The organism is Parafilimonas terrae (genome assembly GCF_900115755.1).
Taxonomy (GTDB): domain Bacteria; phylum Bacteroidota; class Bacteroidia; order Chitinophagales; family Chitinophagaceae; genus Parafilimonas; species Parafilimonas terrae.
This window is the reverse complement of record NZ_FOXQ01000012.1, coordinates 65,973-81,407: the sequence shown is the minus strand read 5'-3', so window position 1 is coordinate 81,407 and position 15,435 is coordinate 65,973. Positions and strand designations below refer to the sequence as shown.

The 15,435-nt window shown below is 40.8% G+C and carries 11 protein-coding genes; 2 read left to right on the top strand and 9 right to left on the bottom strand.

Going from position 1 to position 15,435, the window contains the following annotated elements:
- Positions 1–260 precede the first annotated feature (260 nt).
- Positions 261–1,295: a DUF6807 domain-containing protein gene (locus BM015_RS17005; protein WP_090661377.1), complete on the bottom strand. Its 1,035-nt coding sequence runs from the start codon at positions 1,293–1,295 to the stop codon at positions 261–263.
- A gap of 108 nt (positions 1,296–1,403) precedes the next feature.
- Positions 1,404–2,192 (bottom strand): DUF4382 domain-containing protein, encoded by a 789-nt coding sequence (locus tag BM015_RS17000; protein WP_177191947.1) that lies wholly within the window; start codon positions 2,190–2,192, stop codon positions 1,404–1,406.
- 150 nt (positions 2,193–2,342) lie between these two features.
- On the opposite strand from BM015_RS17000, the gene BM015_RS16995 reads away from it, so the two are divergent.
- Positions 2,343–2,753, top strand: coding sequence for a hypothetical protein (locus tag BM015_RS16995; protein WP_090661371.1), 411 nt, complete (start codon positions 2,343–2,345; stop codon positions 2,751–2,753).
- A gap of 495 nt (positions 2,754–3,248) precedes the next feature.
- On the opposite strand, the gene BM015_RS16990 is transcribed toward BM015_RS16995, so the two are convergent.
- The 5 genes from BM015_RS16990 to BM015_RS16970 form a co-directional block, all read right to left on the bottom strand.
- The gene (locus tag BM015_RS16990) at positions 3,249–3,731 is read right to left on the bottom strand and encodes a methyltransferase family protein (protein WP_177191946.1); all 483 of its coding nucleotides are present in this window, start codon (positions 3,729–3,731) and stop codon (positions 3,249–3,251) included.
- A gap of 102 nt (positions 3,732–3,833) precedes the next feature.
- Positions 3,834–4,340 carry a DUF4411 family protein gene (locus BM015_RS16985; protein ID WP_090661365.1) on the bottom strand — a complete coding sequence of 169 codons (507 nt, stop codon included), beginning with the start codon at positions 4,338–4,340 and terminating at the stop codon, positions 3,834–3,836.
- Positions 4,337–5,515 carry an XRE family transcriptional regulator gene (locus BM015_RS16980; RefSeq protein WP_090661362.1) on the bottom strand — a complete coding sequence of 393 codons (1,179 nt, stop codon included), beginning with the start codon at positions 5,513–5,515 and terminating at the stop codon, positions 4,337–4,339. The genes BM015_RS16985 and BM015_RS16980 overlap by 4 nt, the downstream gene beginning before the upstream one ends.
- A 199-nt stretch (positions 5,516–5,714) precedes the next feature.
- A complete protein-coding gene (locus BM015_RS16975; protein ID WP_090661359.1) occupies positions 5,715–7,580 on the bottom strand; it encodes a sulfatase family protein in 1,866 nt (621 codons plus the stop codon).
- Positions 7,581–7,776: 196 nt separating this feature from the next.
- Positions 7,777–7,959 carry a hypothetical protein gene (locus BM015_RS16970; RefSeq protein WP_090661356.1) on the bottom strand — a complete coding sequence of 61 codons (183 nt, stop codon included), beginning with the start codon at positions 7,957–7,959 and terminating at the stop codon, positions 7,777–7,779.
- Positions 7,960–7,970: 11 nt separating this feature from the next.
- Here BM015_RS16970 and bioB point away from each other — a divergent pair, with 11 nt between their 5' ends.
- Entirely contained in the window at positions 7,971–8,966 is a 996-nt protein-coding gene (gene bioB, locus BM015_RS16965) for a biotin synthase BioB (RefSeq protein WP_090661353.1), read from the top strand.
- Positions 8,967–8,970: 4 nt separating this feature from the next.
- Here bioB and BM015_RS16960 read toward each other — a convergent pair whose 3' ends face one another.
- Together BM015_RS16960 and BM015_RS16955 are read right to left on the bottom strand one after the other, a co-directional pair.
- Complete coding sequence (locus BM015_RS16960) at positions 8,971–10,047, bottom strand: PorP/SprF family type IX secretion system membrane protein (RefSeq protein WP_090661350.1); 1,077 nt, start codon at positions 10,045–10,047, stop codon at positions 8,971–8,973.
- A gap of 4 nt (positions 10,048–10,051) precedes the next feature.
- On the bottom strand, positions 10,052–15,433 hold the full coding sequence (locus BM015_RS16955; RefSeq protein WP_090661346.1) for an Ig-like domain-containing protein: 5,382 nt from the start codon (positions 15,431–15,433) through the stop codon (positions 10,052–10,054).
- Positions 15,434–15,435 lie beyond the last annotated feature (2 nt).

Below are 15,435 nucleotides of genomic sequence, written 5' to 3'. Positions count from 1 at the left end.
ATGGCCGGTTTAACGCGGCTTGCATTTTATTACTGCAGATAATCAAATTGATTTTATTTACCGAAGATAACTTTCAAAGTTCAATAGCGATGATATAACAAGCTGTAATATCAGTATATGAGATTAATTAAGTCGCGCAGGTATATAATTGCGATCAGCACACCAAGTAAAATGTATAAGACTTTGTTTGCCTTTTTAATATTGATGTTCATAGTTTACTTATTTTTAAAACAACGGCATACAGTTGCGTTCACTGCCTGCTAATATTTTTCCTTATCGAATGAATGTGAAATATTATTGATTGTTTTACTGCTTAAATCTTTCGATGCTACAATAATCCTGTAAACAAATTTTACTGATTGCTGCGGTGAAAGTATATAATTCAACTCTTCTTTTCCATTGCTGAATACTTTACGGCCCAAAGGGTTTAATGCAAAAAGCCCGTAACCGCGGGCATGCCAGTAAGTAGGATATCCAACATTGCCGGGATGATCGAACATGGCTATAGTAATTGGCTTTCCGTCTTTAATGCCTTTCAACATTGCCCAGGGCGCCTTGCTGCTCCATACGCTGTCGCCTTTAACACCAAAGCTGTTATAATACATGCCTGTAACAGAATTATCACCCGAAGGGTCAACTTTAGTTTCGTTGCCATGAGCATCTACAAAAACACCCGGTTCTTTCGAAGGCATTTCCAGTTCCCGCGCCACACGTATTGCAAAAAAACCATCCTTAACATCTTTAAAAACAACTTTTTCATTTAAGGCCGTTAGCGTAGTTACCCTGTCGATTATAAAAATATCATCCTCCACTTTAAAATGATAAGTTGTTTGTTCGTTTAAAAAAACAGCGCCTGCATTGTTTACCCATTTTGCGGTGGCTGTAAGCGATGCTTTATCGCCATGCGCATCGGTAGATATAATTTTTTCATGTATGATGCTTCCATATTGATCTTTTTTTTCAGCCGGTATAGCGGTGGAGTTGTTCCAGAAATCAATGCCGTTTACCGATTCGTAATTCATCCATATACCCACATGATGCGGATGATCGGTTCTTTCGCCCGGCCTCGGCGCAACAGGATAGCCACGGGTAACGGTAATGCCATCAACCGTGTTTACAGGAAACAACACGGGTTTGGCAACAGAATCATAGTGACAATAGGCCGTTAATAGTTTCCCGTTATATAAAACATCAACCTGTTTTTTTTCAGGCTGTTGTTTAAATGTAAATCCTTGCTGGGCAAAAACTGTTACTGAAAAAAAACAAAAACCAAATAGGGCAAACATGTTCTTCATTGTACAATGTTTAATTCGTCCGGTTGAAGATACATAATATAAAGTGGCACAACAAAAAGAGCAGCCGGGCTGCTCTTTTTGTTGTGCCTGTAATGTGAATGTGATTGACTATTGATGCAGGTTTGTTGTACCTGTTTCTGTTACATTACCTATTGATACCTGAACATCGTTATAAATGGTATCATTAAAATTATTGTTGCCGTCAATTGCAACATTATAACTGCCTGCTTCGAGGCCATGTATTAGAAATGCACCGGTGACAGTATCGGGCATGGCGGATGCAATTGTATCAGCGCCGTTAAGCACATATACCCAGGGTTCGGCTGCTGGTGGTAAAACAATGCCGTTTATAGAACCGGAAGCAGCCTTTGTGTAAACACGGATAACGGGTTTAAGAATATATTGATTATTGCCTGTAACAACAATTGATTTGGAAGCGTCAAAATCCGTCCATATTGCATATTCAACGCCGGGCGTTAAAGTGGCATCTACATTGAGCTTTAACCCGGATTCCTGTGCGGAAGGTGTTTTTAAAGGATAAGTTATACCATCTGCTACAACGGTATTGTTCTCGCCTAAAATAAGCCGTATTTGTGTTATTTTTTTTGAAGCGATATTTTCCCTGGCAAGAAGTGTGTCTTTGCCATTTGTGAATTTTAAAAGGTCATGCACGCCCGGAGAAACCATTTTTATATTGTGCCATGCATCGCCTGCATCATCACTGTAATGCACTTCAACACTTTGCACATCAATATTTACTTTATCATATTTACCCGGATCATCTGTAAGATAAACACTGAAATCAGTTTGCCCTGATGTGCCCGCATCATCATTATTGTTTTTAGAACAGGAGCAAAACAGAACAGCGGCAAGCAGGAACAATGAAACACTTTTCATAGAATGAATTTTTTCGGGAAATAACAATATGTATGCCAACCGTTTCACCAGATAAGAAATAGTCCACATAATATTTCTCTCAATAATATATGCCGTGATTTTACGTAACTTTAAAATGTAATTTATTATTCACTATTAAAGCTCAATCTTATGAAACTACCATCTTTACGCATTGGTAATTTTTTTAAAGTGCAATCTTTTTATGAAGATGACGAGCATCGAACACGAAGGGTTACGGAAATCAGCAGGAACCAGGTTCAGGTAGATGGGAAATGGGTTAAACCAGACCTTCTTATTCCCATCAGCATTACAAAACAAATTTTATTGCATTCAGGCTTCACGCAGTTTAGCTGGATTACAGACTCATCTGTTTTTGAATGCGATCATTTTAAATGCACCCTGGATGATAACGGCGTCAGCCTGTTTTGTGATAACTTGAAAAACCTGAGGCCGGTTAAGCATTTGCATGAATTGCAAAACCTGTACTTCGATTTAACGGGCGAAGAGCTGCAAACGAATTTTAACACGATTAAATCACCTTCTGAAAAAGAACTTGCATGAATTAAATTTACACTTGAAGAAGAGGCTGGCATCACCAGCCTCTTCTTATTTATACATACTGCATATTGGCAATTGCCTCTATTAAAAATATAAATGAGGAGTAGCTTCACTTTTCACCAAAAAATAATTTGCCTTAAATATTGGTCAACGATTGGTTTCCCTGATGCTCAAAATGAATTCATGGTGGCCTATAAATCTTACAAATAAATTTATAATGGGATTGAACAGAAGGTGATTAATTATTTATTTCAAAATTTATAGCTTTATTATACATGCTGAAGGAATAAGACTAAGCTATTGTAAACATTTCTTTGTCGAGATGGTGTTTCGAATATACCACGCAATTATCTTTTCCCTTGCCTGCCGCAATGTGCTTACAACAGGGCGTTTAAAAAGAACGGGCGATGTAAAAGAAGTTGTTTTTGCAGAAAATAATCCTGGAGTGAAAATAACATAACACAATAAATAGTGCCTGAAGTTGCCGCAAATCATTTCTTACAACCATCTTCTCACCTTATTTTTATACGCTTCGTATTCTTGCCCAAATTCAATTTCTAAATATTTTTCCTCACGCTTAATAATGTATTCCTGTACGATTATGAGCAGCAAAGGAAAAAGAATCACATTCCACCAATTTCCGATAAAGCATGTAATACCTAAATACAAAATAGCCAAACCCAGGTACATCGGGTTTCGTGTAATTGCATAAATTCCTGTAGTTTGAAGTGAGGAAGCAGGTTTAATAAGAATTACTGTGTTTTTTGTCAAAAAGAATTGTCGCAGGCTTTTGACTAAGAAAAATACTGCAACGATTAAAATAATTGTTCCCAAAATTTTTATTATCGTTGTGTGGAATAACGTGTCTGAAATGGGTAATCTTTTTTGAATAAATATAGCAGCTATAAAAATTAAGACGTAAAATAAAGGTGGCGGAATATAAACACAAGGACCTTTTGATTTGTGAATTTGAGTATTCATATTGCTTTTAGTTAAACGTAATACACAATAGTTCATGCTACAATGCCCAGCACTGCTTTTGCATACTTTTGTTGGTGGTTCGTGCTTTCTCCGATGTGTTGTCTATTTAATTGAGCAAGTGAATTGAATTCCTAATTCATGAACAAAGTCAAAGTCGTTAATCCATCGAACTCCCATGTTGTCACAAACATTTGGAATTTTAATCCTTGTCGAACTTAAAGCAGTAACTTTTTCTTCTTTTGTAACAACTGTGGCATTTTCATTTATTGCATGTGCAATCACCCAAGGATCAGCCAATGAACGAGCTTTAGTATTGTCAACCAAATTTTTATGAAGCGGGTCGTGAGTGTATATTTTTTGAAGGCAAACGGTAACCGCTTCAGTGATGTTCTGTATCGGGATTTTACTGGCTTTTAACCATTTAGATAAGTCGTCTTCTGTTCTTGTTATTTCCTCATAAACTGACTCAGGAATGAATATTTTACCTTGTTTGCCTAATTCAATAAGAATACTCCAATAGTCTGGACAAAATTTGGGGTTATAATATTTTTGCCATGCTTGAATTAACACATTGGCATCTAAACAATACTTATTTGCCAATGTGCTCATCTAAAAAGTTGTGCTTCGAGTTTTTGAAATTTATTTATTTGAACATTAAGTAGATTACTTGCCAATGTTGGTTCAATAGAACCTCCACGAAATGCATCTAAAACCGTTTGTGTAAAAAGCCTACTATTTCTGTTTAGTTGCAATAGAAAATAGTTTGGACCACCTGGGTTTTCTTTTTCTTTCTGTTTTGCCTTTTTTTCAGCTTCACGTTTTAAGTATTCAGCAAAATCTATATCAGCTTGCTTTTTTAATTTTTGATATATCGGAATAGAAATTAATCCTAGATTTAATGCTCTTACAATAAGAGCAAAAGAACTCACACCAAGAAGTCTTGCCGCCTTAAAAGCCTCTTTAGAATTTTGATAAATTTGAGTGCCAAAATTTAGCACTATATCTTTAGGCATTAAAGCGTTTGCAGCCACTTCATTACAGAATAATTCCACCGGGTGAAATTTATCTTTGTTTTTAATTTCTGGTTCTATATCATTCGATATACCAGTTTCTGAAATCCAAATATGGGCTATTTCATGAAGAAGTGTAAAAAGTTGAGGAGCATTCCAATCATCAGAGTTTACAAATACAAAAGGAGCAAAGGGGTCAGAAATTGCAAACCCCTGTAATTCTTCTGAATCCAGTTTTAAACGAGAATGTATAAAACTAGTTCTCGATACAAAAATCCCTTTTGTTTCTGCTGCGTCTATCCATTCTCTAATTGGATTTTCTGATTTGTAGTGAGTCGGATGAATATCCAATGTTTTTAAAATGTCTTGGGCAACTGTTTGTGGGTTATCATTAATAGTAAACCGTCCTACAAATGGTAATTTGATTTCATCATTGTCGGCATAGGCATCACTTATCCATGCTTGCTTTTGTTGAATTTCACGAATGATGAAAATTGAAGAAGTCGTTAATGATTTTGAACCACTCTTTCTAAAGTCTTGGAGAGGTTGGAAGTCTCTGGGTATTTCTGGGAGAAAGAATAAGGCAAAAGGTCTCTTATAAGCTTTTGCCAGAGTCTGAGCTTGCTTAATAGTTGGCTGACTCGCTCCATTTTCCCACTCTTGAAGCTTGTCAACGCTCACAGAAACCTTAGCAGCCGCAATTTCTTCGGACATTTTTGCCGATTCTCTTGCCCATTTGAGTACATTGGGAGTTATGAAAGCTTTGTCTGCCATTGGGTACCAAAAATACAATTTTATGCTTTCTGTTTAGGTATTAGATTTTATCTTCAATTATAGTACTGCTGCCCCTTAGCATGACCGCACAATACAAAGATTTACGAATATCCACGCAGTTCCAAAAAAATTGCCTCCTGATTTTTAATACTCGTCCCTTTCGTTTTTTGTATTGTCGTTACTGCAATTTATTATCATCTTACGGTGCATTCGGCCCGCTTAATAATGAATTCATCGTAAACCGTAAATCAGATATTGTGCCCTGGAAACTCTGCAGCCTGCCGCTATATGCCTCGCCCTGAATTTTTCCGCAGGTAACGTAACCGCCTTTTATTTTTGTAAGGTCCTTATCAAGCTGTTTGCTTAATACAGGTTCATGGTTAAACTGAATATTTAAATCGCCCTGTGCAGAAAGGCGCACCAGCAAATGCCCGCTGTTTGCAGGTAATACAGCGCTTTCCAATACAGTGCTGTCAGCAAGCATAATCCCTATCCTGTTTTTATAAGCATACAGTTTAAAATTATTGAAGTAATCACAAATTACACCACCGTTATTTGTTCCTTCAATCCAGGCTGTAATATAGAGCACACCAGGGTTCCATAATTTTTTGTTGAATGAAAGGTCAGCGGCGCTGTTATGTTGCCTGATGGTATAACTGTGGTCAGAAAACTCAGGCAACGGCCCTTCTTTTATCATCGTTTCTGTTTCTCCCTGCCGGTTTAATTCCTGTTTTAAAAGAAGGCGCATTGTCATCAGTTGTTTAATGTATGCTCTATTACCGGCGAGGTTTTTAAATTCAGCGCGGTCATTGTTTAAATTAAAAAGTTCTTCCGGCGGGCGGTAACTGTAACGGCTGAGCAGAAATTTCGTTTTATTATCCGATGATGCCTGCTGCACCCAGGAGTCAAAATAAAATTCATTTCTTTCTACACTGTCTATATGCGTGATAAAGCGTGTGCCCGGATGATAATTTTTAATATAATGAAAACCTTCTGCCGTAATAACGGAACGTGCCGGCGTATAGTTATACCAATAATGCGGCTCCATTGAAGTTTCAGCAAAAACATATTGGTGATGATCTTTTTTCTTATTCAGCAACACTTCTTTAAAAGAAGAACCGTCAAGCCCTTCAATTGCTTTTCCATCTGCCATGTCTATCAGCGTTGGCGTTATATCTGCCAGTGAAACCAATGCATCTGTTGTTGTGCCTGCCATTGTTTTTCCCGGCCATCTTACAATTAAAGGCACTCTCAGGCCCTGGTCATAAACCGTCCATTTAGCGGAAGGAAATTGTGCGCCCTGGTCTGATGTGAGCATTACGGCCGTATGTTCTTTTTCGCCTGCCTGGTCCAAAGCCTGCAAAACTTCGCCGAACATTTCATCAGCCACACTAATACTTTGATAATAGGCAGCAAGCGCTTGCCGGGTTTCTTTTGTATCTGCCAGGTATTCCGGTAACTTTAATTGCTGCGGATTAAAATCTTTATTAGGAAACCACGGAACATGCGGAATCCATGGAGCAACAATAAGACATAAAGGTTGGCCAGGCTTTGTTTTAAAATGTGCTTCTATCAGGTGCACGGTTTCTTTCTTCCTGTCTGTACGATTGCTTACAGGTTCATATTTCCCAAACTCTTTACCAATATGTTCAAACGGAAATTTATCTGCGGGAAATACATCAATCTTTCCTGCAATTACTACGCGATAACCCTGTTGTTGCAGGTAATAAGGCAGGCTGCTGATGCCGGGGCGCACGGTGAAATGATTCATTTGCGAGCCATTATGAAAAGGATAGAGGCCGGTAAACAATACACTGCGGGACGGTGAGCACATGGGCGATGCGGCGTAGGCTTTTGTAAAACGTAAACCTTCTGTTGCCAGCTTATCCATATTGGGCGTATGCACATCGGTGTTGCCATAACAACCCACATCCTGCTGGTTAAGGTCATCGCATAAAAAGATAATTATGTTTGGCTTTGTTTGGGCATAAGATGAATGTGTAAAGCACAGGCAGCAAATAATATTGATAATAACAATACAATTTTTGAAACAGGAATAATGCATAGCAAGCGCTGGTTTTGAATTGATAAATGCTTTTTAACGTTCGTTCAAAAATATAATTTTTATGGCCGCGGGTTTCTGTTTTAAGTTACAAGGCACAGGTGCCTGCACAGCAAAAAGTATGACGGAAGTATTAAAAGATACTTCGGAAGTACTAAAAAATACAAGCATAATTTTTTTCACTTCATACAAACAAAAATCAATTTTTTATTGAACCTTGTTTCAAATACAGGCGCTCAAGCATTGCTAATTCATTTACACCATTCAAACAAAAAATGAATACCAGCGGCATGTTAATTGGCGCTAAATATGATTTCCGTGATAAAGCTGGTAAAGCTTCGGCATTACCATAAAAACCAACTTCCCTATTTTTGCCTTTCAAATAAAGTTTATATGCAGGATGATATCCGTAACAATTGGTCAATAGAAGAGATTTACGAAATATACAATACGCCCGTTCTTGAACTTATTTTAAGGGCGGCAAACGTTCACAAAAAATATAACGATACCGCAGAGGTGCAGGTATGCACTTTGCTGAGCATTAAAACCGGTGGCTGCACAGAAGATTGTGCTTACTGTCCGCAGGCTGCACGTTATAATACCGGTGTAAATGTGCATGCGCTGATGAAAAAAGATGAAGTGCTTGCTTATGCGCAAAAAGCAAAAGATGCAGGCAGTACCCGTTTTTGTATGGGTGCAGCCTGGCGCGAAGTGCGTGATAACCGCGACTTTGACCGTGTTTTGGAAATGGTGAAAGGCGTGAATGAAATGGGTATGGAAGTTTGCTGCACGCTTGGAATGTTAAGCGAAACACAGGCACAAAAACTGGCCGATGCCGGTTTGTATGCATACAACCATAACCTTGATACTTCTTCTGAATATTATGAGCAGATTATTACAACGCGCACTTATGAAGACCGGTTGGATACTTTGGAGCATGTGCGTAAAGCCGGCGTGAGTGTTTGCTGCGGCGGCATAATTGGTTTGGGTGAAAAACATGAAGACCGCATAAAAATGCTGCATACATTATCTACTATGCCGGAGCATCCGGAAAGTGTGCCGATTAATGCATTGGTGCCGGTTGCCGGTACGCCATTGGAACATAATCAGCACGTGGATGTTTGGGATATGGTTCGCATGATCGCTACAGCGCGTATTCTTATGCCGAAGGCGATGGTGCGTTTAAGCGCAGGCCGCACAAGCATGAGCGTGAGCGAACAGGCTTTATGTTTTATGGCTGGCGCCAATTCTATTTTCGCGGGTGACAAATTATTAACCACGCCAAATCCAAGCTTTGAAGAAGATGATGCCATGTTTAATTTACTTGGCTTAAAACCGAGGGTGGCATTTAAGGAAGAGAAAGAATTTGCGGCAGAAGCTTTAGCGTGAACAGTCAATAATACGGATTTGTTTTTCGTTTACCGAAACCCGGGCACCGTGCACTCATCAGGTCCGGGTTTCTTGAATTAAGAAACGACTTGAAAGATAAAGTGAGCTCAAAACCGCCGCGTGCCTGCGATGCCACTACCAGCTTGCTTACATTCGCATCATAGCTTGCGCCGATGGTAAATTTTGCAAGCTCCAGTTGCACAACCGGTATAATGGCATCGTTCCACCTGTAAAGCAACCCGCCGGTTATAGAAGCGCTGCCATCCGATTCAAAAAAAGCATGGTTATACATTATCCCAAACTGGGCTGTATTTATACCCACCCGTTTAAAATTGCTTGTATATTGATCAAAATAATCAGCATACAAAATCAATTCATTGGCATCGCCAATGGCGTTTGATAAACCGGCATTCAACGCTAATTTTTTATTGAGCATGATCTTGCTGCCATCAAAAAAGCCAACAGAAGGATTGGTTAAATGAAACAAGCCCGCACCCACATAAAAATCTACATTTTCATTCAGGGAACTTTTATAGGTTACGCCCAGCGACAGGTCTAAATAATTAACGCTGGTTTTATTAAAAACCTGGCTGGTATAAGGCAGTACAGAAAAACTGCCATCGCTGTTACCAACAAACTGGTCGTTCAGTATAAGTTTTGAAGGATCGAATTTTTGCTGCATTAAACCTGCCATAAAGCCGCCCGACAAAAACGAATTTTCGCCTGTTCTTACGCTTATATTCCAGGCTGGTAAAATTTGCGTGGTACTAAATTCTGAAGTGCCCGCAACATCCCTGAATATTTCCAGCCCAAATGTGCCGGTAACATCATAATCCATTATCTGCATCGGGAATTTTATTTCGGAGCTTATACCAAATGTGCGATAAGGTATGGTTACGCTTTGCCATTGGTTTCTGTAAGAAGCCGTAAACCTTATATCGCCATTAAAAATGCCTGCCAGTGCCGGGTTGCGCAGCAATGGCTGGTCATAAAATTGCGAGAAGCCAATATCCTGCGCATGGCTGCCAAAGCACATCAGCATCATATAAAAAAGCAGGAATGGTTTTAATATCTTTTCCATACAACTATTGAAGTAAGGTTACGTTGCCTTTATACTGGTACGGTGTTCCGTTTTCGCATACCACATCTGCGGTATAAACATATACGCCCATATCTGCAAGCTTTCCATTTATATAGCCATCCCAGCCATAATTAGGATCATTGGGCGCAAAATTGTTTCTCTCAAAAACAAGCCTTCCCCAACGGTTAAATATCCTGAATGATTTAATTGATGCAATGCCTGAACCTCTTACCATAAACCTTGAATTGGCGGCCAGGCCCCTGGGCGTAAATGCATTTGGAATAAACACCTGGGCATTGGTGCAGAATGTATTTATACAAATGGTATCGCTGCCGCTACAGCCATAAACATTAGTTGCTTTAACGGTGTAACAAATATTATTCTTTACAATTAATGTTGGCAGGGAGCAGGCGGCATCGTTACATTGAATGTTATCCGGCGGCGTCCATTCATATTTTGCAATGGGCAGAATATTTCTGTCTGATGCGTTTGTAATAGCGGGCGTAATCTGCATGGTATAGCCGGTTGGCACATTAAAGAAATCTTTGCTGAACTTAACAATGGGGTAACCACCCACTTCAATTAAGGTATTTGCTGTTGCACTGCAACCGGTTTGCGGCGAAGTAACGGTGATGGAATATACGCCTGCATCTTCAATTGTAACCGGCGCAATGCCTGCAGTAGCATTATTTACCGGGAAGCCTGAACCCGGCCCGTTCCAAACATAGTTAAGGGTGTTATTGCCGGGAATAGAACTGGTAGCTGAAAGTGAAAGGTTGTCGCCTATGCACAAAGGCGTTTTAGTGGCAATAACCGGTTTAGCGGGCGATTGCTTTATCTCAACCGTAAAAGTTGATGGCGTGGAAATACAGTTGTTTTGAATGGCATATACAATGTAAATACCATTGTAATTAGTTTGGGCATTTGGAATGGAAACAACGGTATTTTGGGATGTATCCGGTTCGCTGCCAAAAGCAGGGCCCACCCATACATAATTTATGGTCCCAATTTGCGAACTGGTGGGCGATGATGCGGATAAATTTAAAACGGCGCCTGTACAAATGGGTGCATTATACCCTGCAATAGGCTGCGCCGGCGGCGTTGGGTCTTTCAACACAAATACATTTGGAATTTTTTGAGACGGACAACCAAATGTTTCCACATAAAAATCAGAATAGGTGCCGGCAGTAAGCGGTATTATAATTTGCCCTGCGGCATTTGTTTTGCTTTTAATGCTATATGCTGTTTGGAATTTTATATAGTGAACTGTAACCGGCAATTCAGGCATAGCGTTGCCATTAAGGTCAACAACATTTAATGTAACAGACCCGGAAGGAAGGCCGCACAATGTTGGGTTGGTATAAGAAGCGCTGGTGATTTTGGCAACCGGGTGAACCACTGCGGCAAATGCTGATGCCGGGCTTTCGCAGCCATACATGTTGGTTTGCGTAGCATAAAAAATATACTGTGCAGGATTTTGCGTGTTGATGACAGGCGGCTGGCCCAGCAAGATATTATTTTCATCATACCACTTAACCGTATTGCCTGCATCTGCATTGGCGGTTAATGCTACAGATGGCGAATGCATGCAAAATTCGGTGGTGCTGCCTTTTAGCGGGGCTGGTATTGGATTCACAGTCAGGCTAAGCTCATACGGCAGCCCGGCGCAAGGATTGGAAACCGGGTTAACCGGTATCACCTCAATCACAATAGTTTCGCTTGTTGTGCCTGAATTGGTAAACATTAAACTAATGGCTGAATTTTCGCCCGTTGTTTTACCCGCCGTTACGCCTTCCACATTTGCAGGAAGTGCGCCTTTTACTGACCAGTTGTAAACCGTTGTTGCAACTGTAGATGCCGGTTTAAAAACTGCAGTTTCGCCGGAGCATACCGATTGCTTGGAAACATCAAATGAAATGGACGGGCTTTCGTTTATCGTAACCACCGCAGTGGTTGTAAAACCCGGACAAGGAGATGAAGGTGCAATGGTATAGGTAACGGTGTATATGCCTGGTTTGCTCAGCGATGGGTTAATGGCTCCTGTGCGGGCATCAACTGATAAGCCAGGCGATGATGTGAATGTGCCTCCCTGTGTTCCGGTTAATGTAACCTGCTGAATATTATTTGATCCGGTGCAGAACGGTGCGCCGGCATAGCTGATAGTGGCAGAAGGTGTTGCACTTATAATAACCGTTGCGGAAGTGGCGAAGGCTGCGCAGCCGCCCCCGGCTTTGATGGTGTAAATAACCGTATAAGTACCCGGTGTTGCGCCGGCGGGCGTTATTGTTCCGGAATTTATATCAATTGGTAAGCCTGATGATGGGTTTATACTGTAAGTGCCTCCATGCACTCCTGTTAGAATAACATCAACCGGCGGGTTGCTGTTATTGTTATTAATTGTATTGCAGAAACTGGTTTTGCCATAACTTATATCTGCATTTGGTGCAGGTGTTATTGTAATATTTGTTGTAGTAGAAAACCCGGGGCACGGCGCTGAAGCCGCAATAGTATAGGTAACGGTATAATTGCCAGGCTTACTGTTTGCCGGTGTAATAATACCTGTTGCTGAATTGATAGCAAGGCCTTCGGAAGAACTGTAGGATCCGCCCGTTGTTCCTTTAAGCTGCGGGCTGACAGGTGCATCGGAAGAGCAGATTAACGGGTATTGTATAGTTGCCGATGGGGTGCTGCTTACAGTTACCGTAGCCGATGTTGTGAAAACAGCACACCCGCCCGAAGCCGGAATTGTATAAGTGATGGTATAATTACCTGCCTGCGCTTCCGATGGATCAAGCGTTCCATCGCTGCTCATCGGTAAACCTGATGAAGGAGATATAGAATACACGCCGCCTGTTGTACCGGTTAAATTTACGTTTACAGGCGGATTGGGCGTTTCGGCTGTACGCTTAACATTACAAAGATTGGTTGGAGCATAGCTTATGCTTGCATCCGGCGCTTTATTGATCGTAATATTTGTTTTTGCAGTAAAACCCGGGCAGGGAGAAGAGGCTGCAATGGTATAGGTGACACCGTAAGTGCCGGGTTTGCTTTCAGCCGGAGAAATTACCCCGGTTGATGCATCAATAATTAAGCCGGGCGTAGAAGTAAATACGCCGCCGTGTGTTCCGTTAATTGTTGGGCTTACTTCATCATCGGTACTACATATTAAACGGTAACTTATTTCAGCTATCGGTGTGCTGCTAATGGTTACGGAGGTTGTGGTTGAGAAGTCTGCGCAGCCACCGCTGCTCCTAATAAAATATCTTATAGTATAAGTGCCTGCTGCCGCGCCAGCCGGTGTTATTGTTCCAGATAATGGATCTATTGATAAACCGGAAGGGCTTACTGAAAATGTGCCGCCCTGCTCGCCGTTTAATGTTACGGGAACCGGTGGGTTAGGTGAATTGGCATCATCATCAGCATTACATAAAACATCCTTGGTATAACTTATGGTTGCTGACGGGCCGGGCAATACATTTACTTCAATCTTCGTTCTCTGGCTTTCGCCGCAATGGTTAGACGAGCTTACATAATAAAACGCCTTACCTGGCGTGGATGTAGAAGGCGTTGGCGCTGCGGGGTTTCCCGTACCGCCTGTGGCAACTGTGTACCATAGCAAACCTGTACCGTTTGCCATTAAAGGCGAGGATAGTTGATTCTGACAATAACTAACCGGCGAAGTTACAGTTGGTGGAGGCGGAATATCTTCTACTATAACTTCTATCATTGCCCTTGGCCCTTCGCAATTATTGGTTGTTTGGCTTACATAATAATAAACCGTACCAGTATTGCTTGTTGACGGCGTTGGCGCTGTTGCTGAACCTGTACCGCCGGTTACAGCGGTGTACCATAGCAGATTGGTGCCTGTTGCGGTTAACGGAACTGCTTGTTTACCCTTGCATAACAGCAACGGTGTATTTACTGTGGGCGCTGGTGGCAGAGCGTGCACAATTACAGTAATGGCTGTTCTCGGGCTTTCGCACTGGCCGTTTATAGTTTGGCTTACATAATAAGTTTTGGTGCCGGCTGTACTTGTAGAAGGCGTTGGCGCTGTGGTTTTGCCAATGCCACCTGTTGCTTCTTCATACCATAATAAATTAGCGCCGGTGGCTGTAAGCTGGGTTGCTGTTTCGTTTTGACAGTATGTTACTGGGGTTATAACTGTTGGAGTAGCAGAAATATCTTTAACAACAATGGTTTCTGTACTATCGTCAGTACCACAGAATGAAGTTGCAGATAACTTTAATTTATAGGTTCCTGGTTTTTTATAAGTATGACAAGCCGGATTTGTTGATTGGGATGTTTCTCCATCTCCAAAATCCCACTTGTAGCTGCTAGGGCTATTGCAATCTAAAGTTGATCCTGAATACGCTGCTGAACTAGTATTCTCAAGGCAAATTGGGTCGTTTATGCAAATAGTAGTTTGATCAACGTTGAAACTTGCAGTTGGTTTTATACCAATACCTATTGGAGACCATGACCCGTTACTTGGAACACATCCATTAGCAGCCTTAAATGTAGCGGTGAAATAACTTGCATAAGGACAAGAGGTATTTGTGTAAGTATGTGTAACGACTTGATCAGAATTGGTCGAATTTAAAGGATGCTGCAATGTTGTATCAGAATTATCCCCCCAATTAATATAATAATAAGTACCTGGTGTATTGTTATACCACTGGCCTGTTATCTTAAAAGAAATTGTGGCTGGAGCACAAAGGTTAATTGTTGGTTGATCAGAACCAAAACCACCCACCGGATTCCCGCCGCTATAAAAATTATAACTAGTAGTTTTTGTACAACCGTTTGCAGGAGTAATTGTAAATATTATTTTAAAATAACCTTGTGCCTTGTATGTATGTGTTGTTTGAGAACCTTCCTGCCAATTAGTTTGTGTAAAATGAGGTGTATTATCTCCCCAGTCAATATCGTAATCACATGAACCTCCTGCAGCCACAGAATTATTTTCAACTGTTAATGTATAGCTCACGCTTCCATTACAATTGGCAAAATCAGAAAATCTTCCCGGAGTCTGATCGGTAAGAACAGGTTGTGGTACTGGTTTTATTTCTAAAGTTTCATTGCTTGTTGCTGATTTACCTTCTTTTGTTGTTACCGAAACCTTCCCGCTTTTTAGCGGGTATGGTATAGTAGCAGTAACGGTTTTATCATTTACTGCCTTTACCTTATCTGCGGGTGAGCCGCCAACTGAGACAGATGTGACATCTTTAAGATCAGTTCCTGTTATTGTTATTTCGTCTCCCTGGCAAATTATGGTTGGGGTAAATGATGTTATGGATGGATCTTGCCCAAAAGAATTCAGCCCAAATAAAATTAGCAATACAATACCTGCAACAATGAAATACTTCTTTTTTAGGGATAGGCTCATCT

Coding starts and splice junctions, on each gene's coding strand:
- BM015_RS17005 (WP_090661377.1), bottom strand. CDS start 1,295: ATGAAGAACATGTTTGCCCTATTTGGTTTTTGTTTTTTTTCAGTAACA.
- BM015_RS17000 (WP_177191947.1), bottom strand. CDS start 2,192: ATGAAAAGTGTTTCATTGTTCCTGCTTGCCGCTGTTCTGTTTTGCTCC.
- BM015_RS16995 (WP_090661371.1), top strand. CDS start 2,343: ATGAAACTACCATCTTTACGCATTGGTAATTTTTTTAAAGTGCAATCT.
- BM015_RS16990 (WP_177191946.1), bottom strand. CDS start 3,731: ATGAATACTCAAATTCACAAATCAAAAGGTCCTTGTGTTTATATTCCG.
- BM015_RS16985 (WP_090661365.1), bottom strand. CDS start 4,340: ATGAGCACATTGGCAAATAAGTATTGTTTAGATGCCAATGTGTTAATT.
- BM015_RS16980 (WP_090661362.1), bottom strand. CDS start 5,515: ATGGCAGACAAAGCTTTCATAACTCCCAATGTACTCAAATGGGCAAGA.
- BM015_RS16975 (WP_090661359.1), bottom strand. CDS start 7,580: ATGCATTATTCCTGTTTCAAAAATTGTATTGTTATTATCAATATTATT.
- bioB (WP_090661353.1), top strand. CDS start 7,971: ATGCAGGATGATATCCGTAACAATTGGTCAATAGAAGAGATTTACGAA.
- BM015_RS16960 (WP_090661350.1), bottom strand. CDS start 10,047: ATGGAAAAGATATTAAAACCATTCCTGCTTTTTTATATGATGCTGATG.
- BM015_RS16955 (WP_090661346.1), bottom strand. CDS start 15,433: ATGAGCCTATCCCTAAAAAAGAAGTATTTCATTGTTGCAGGTATTGTA.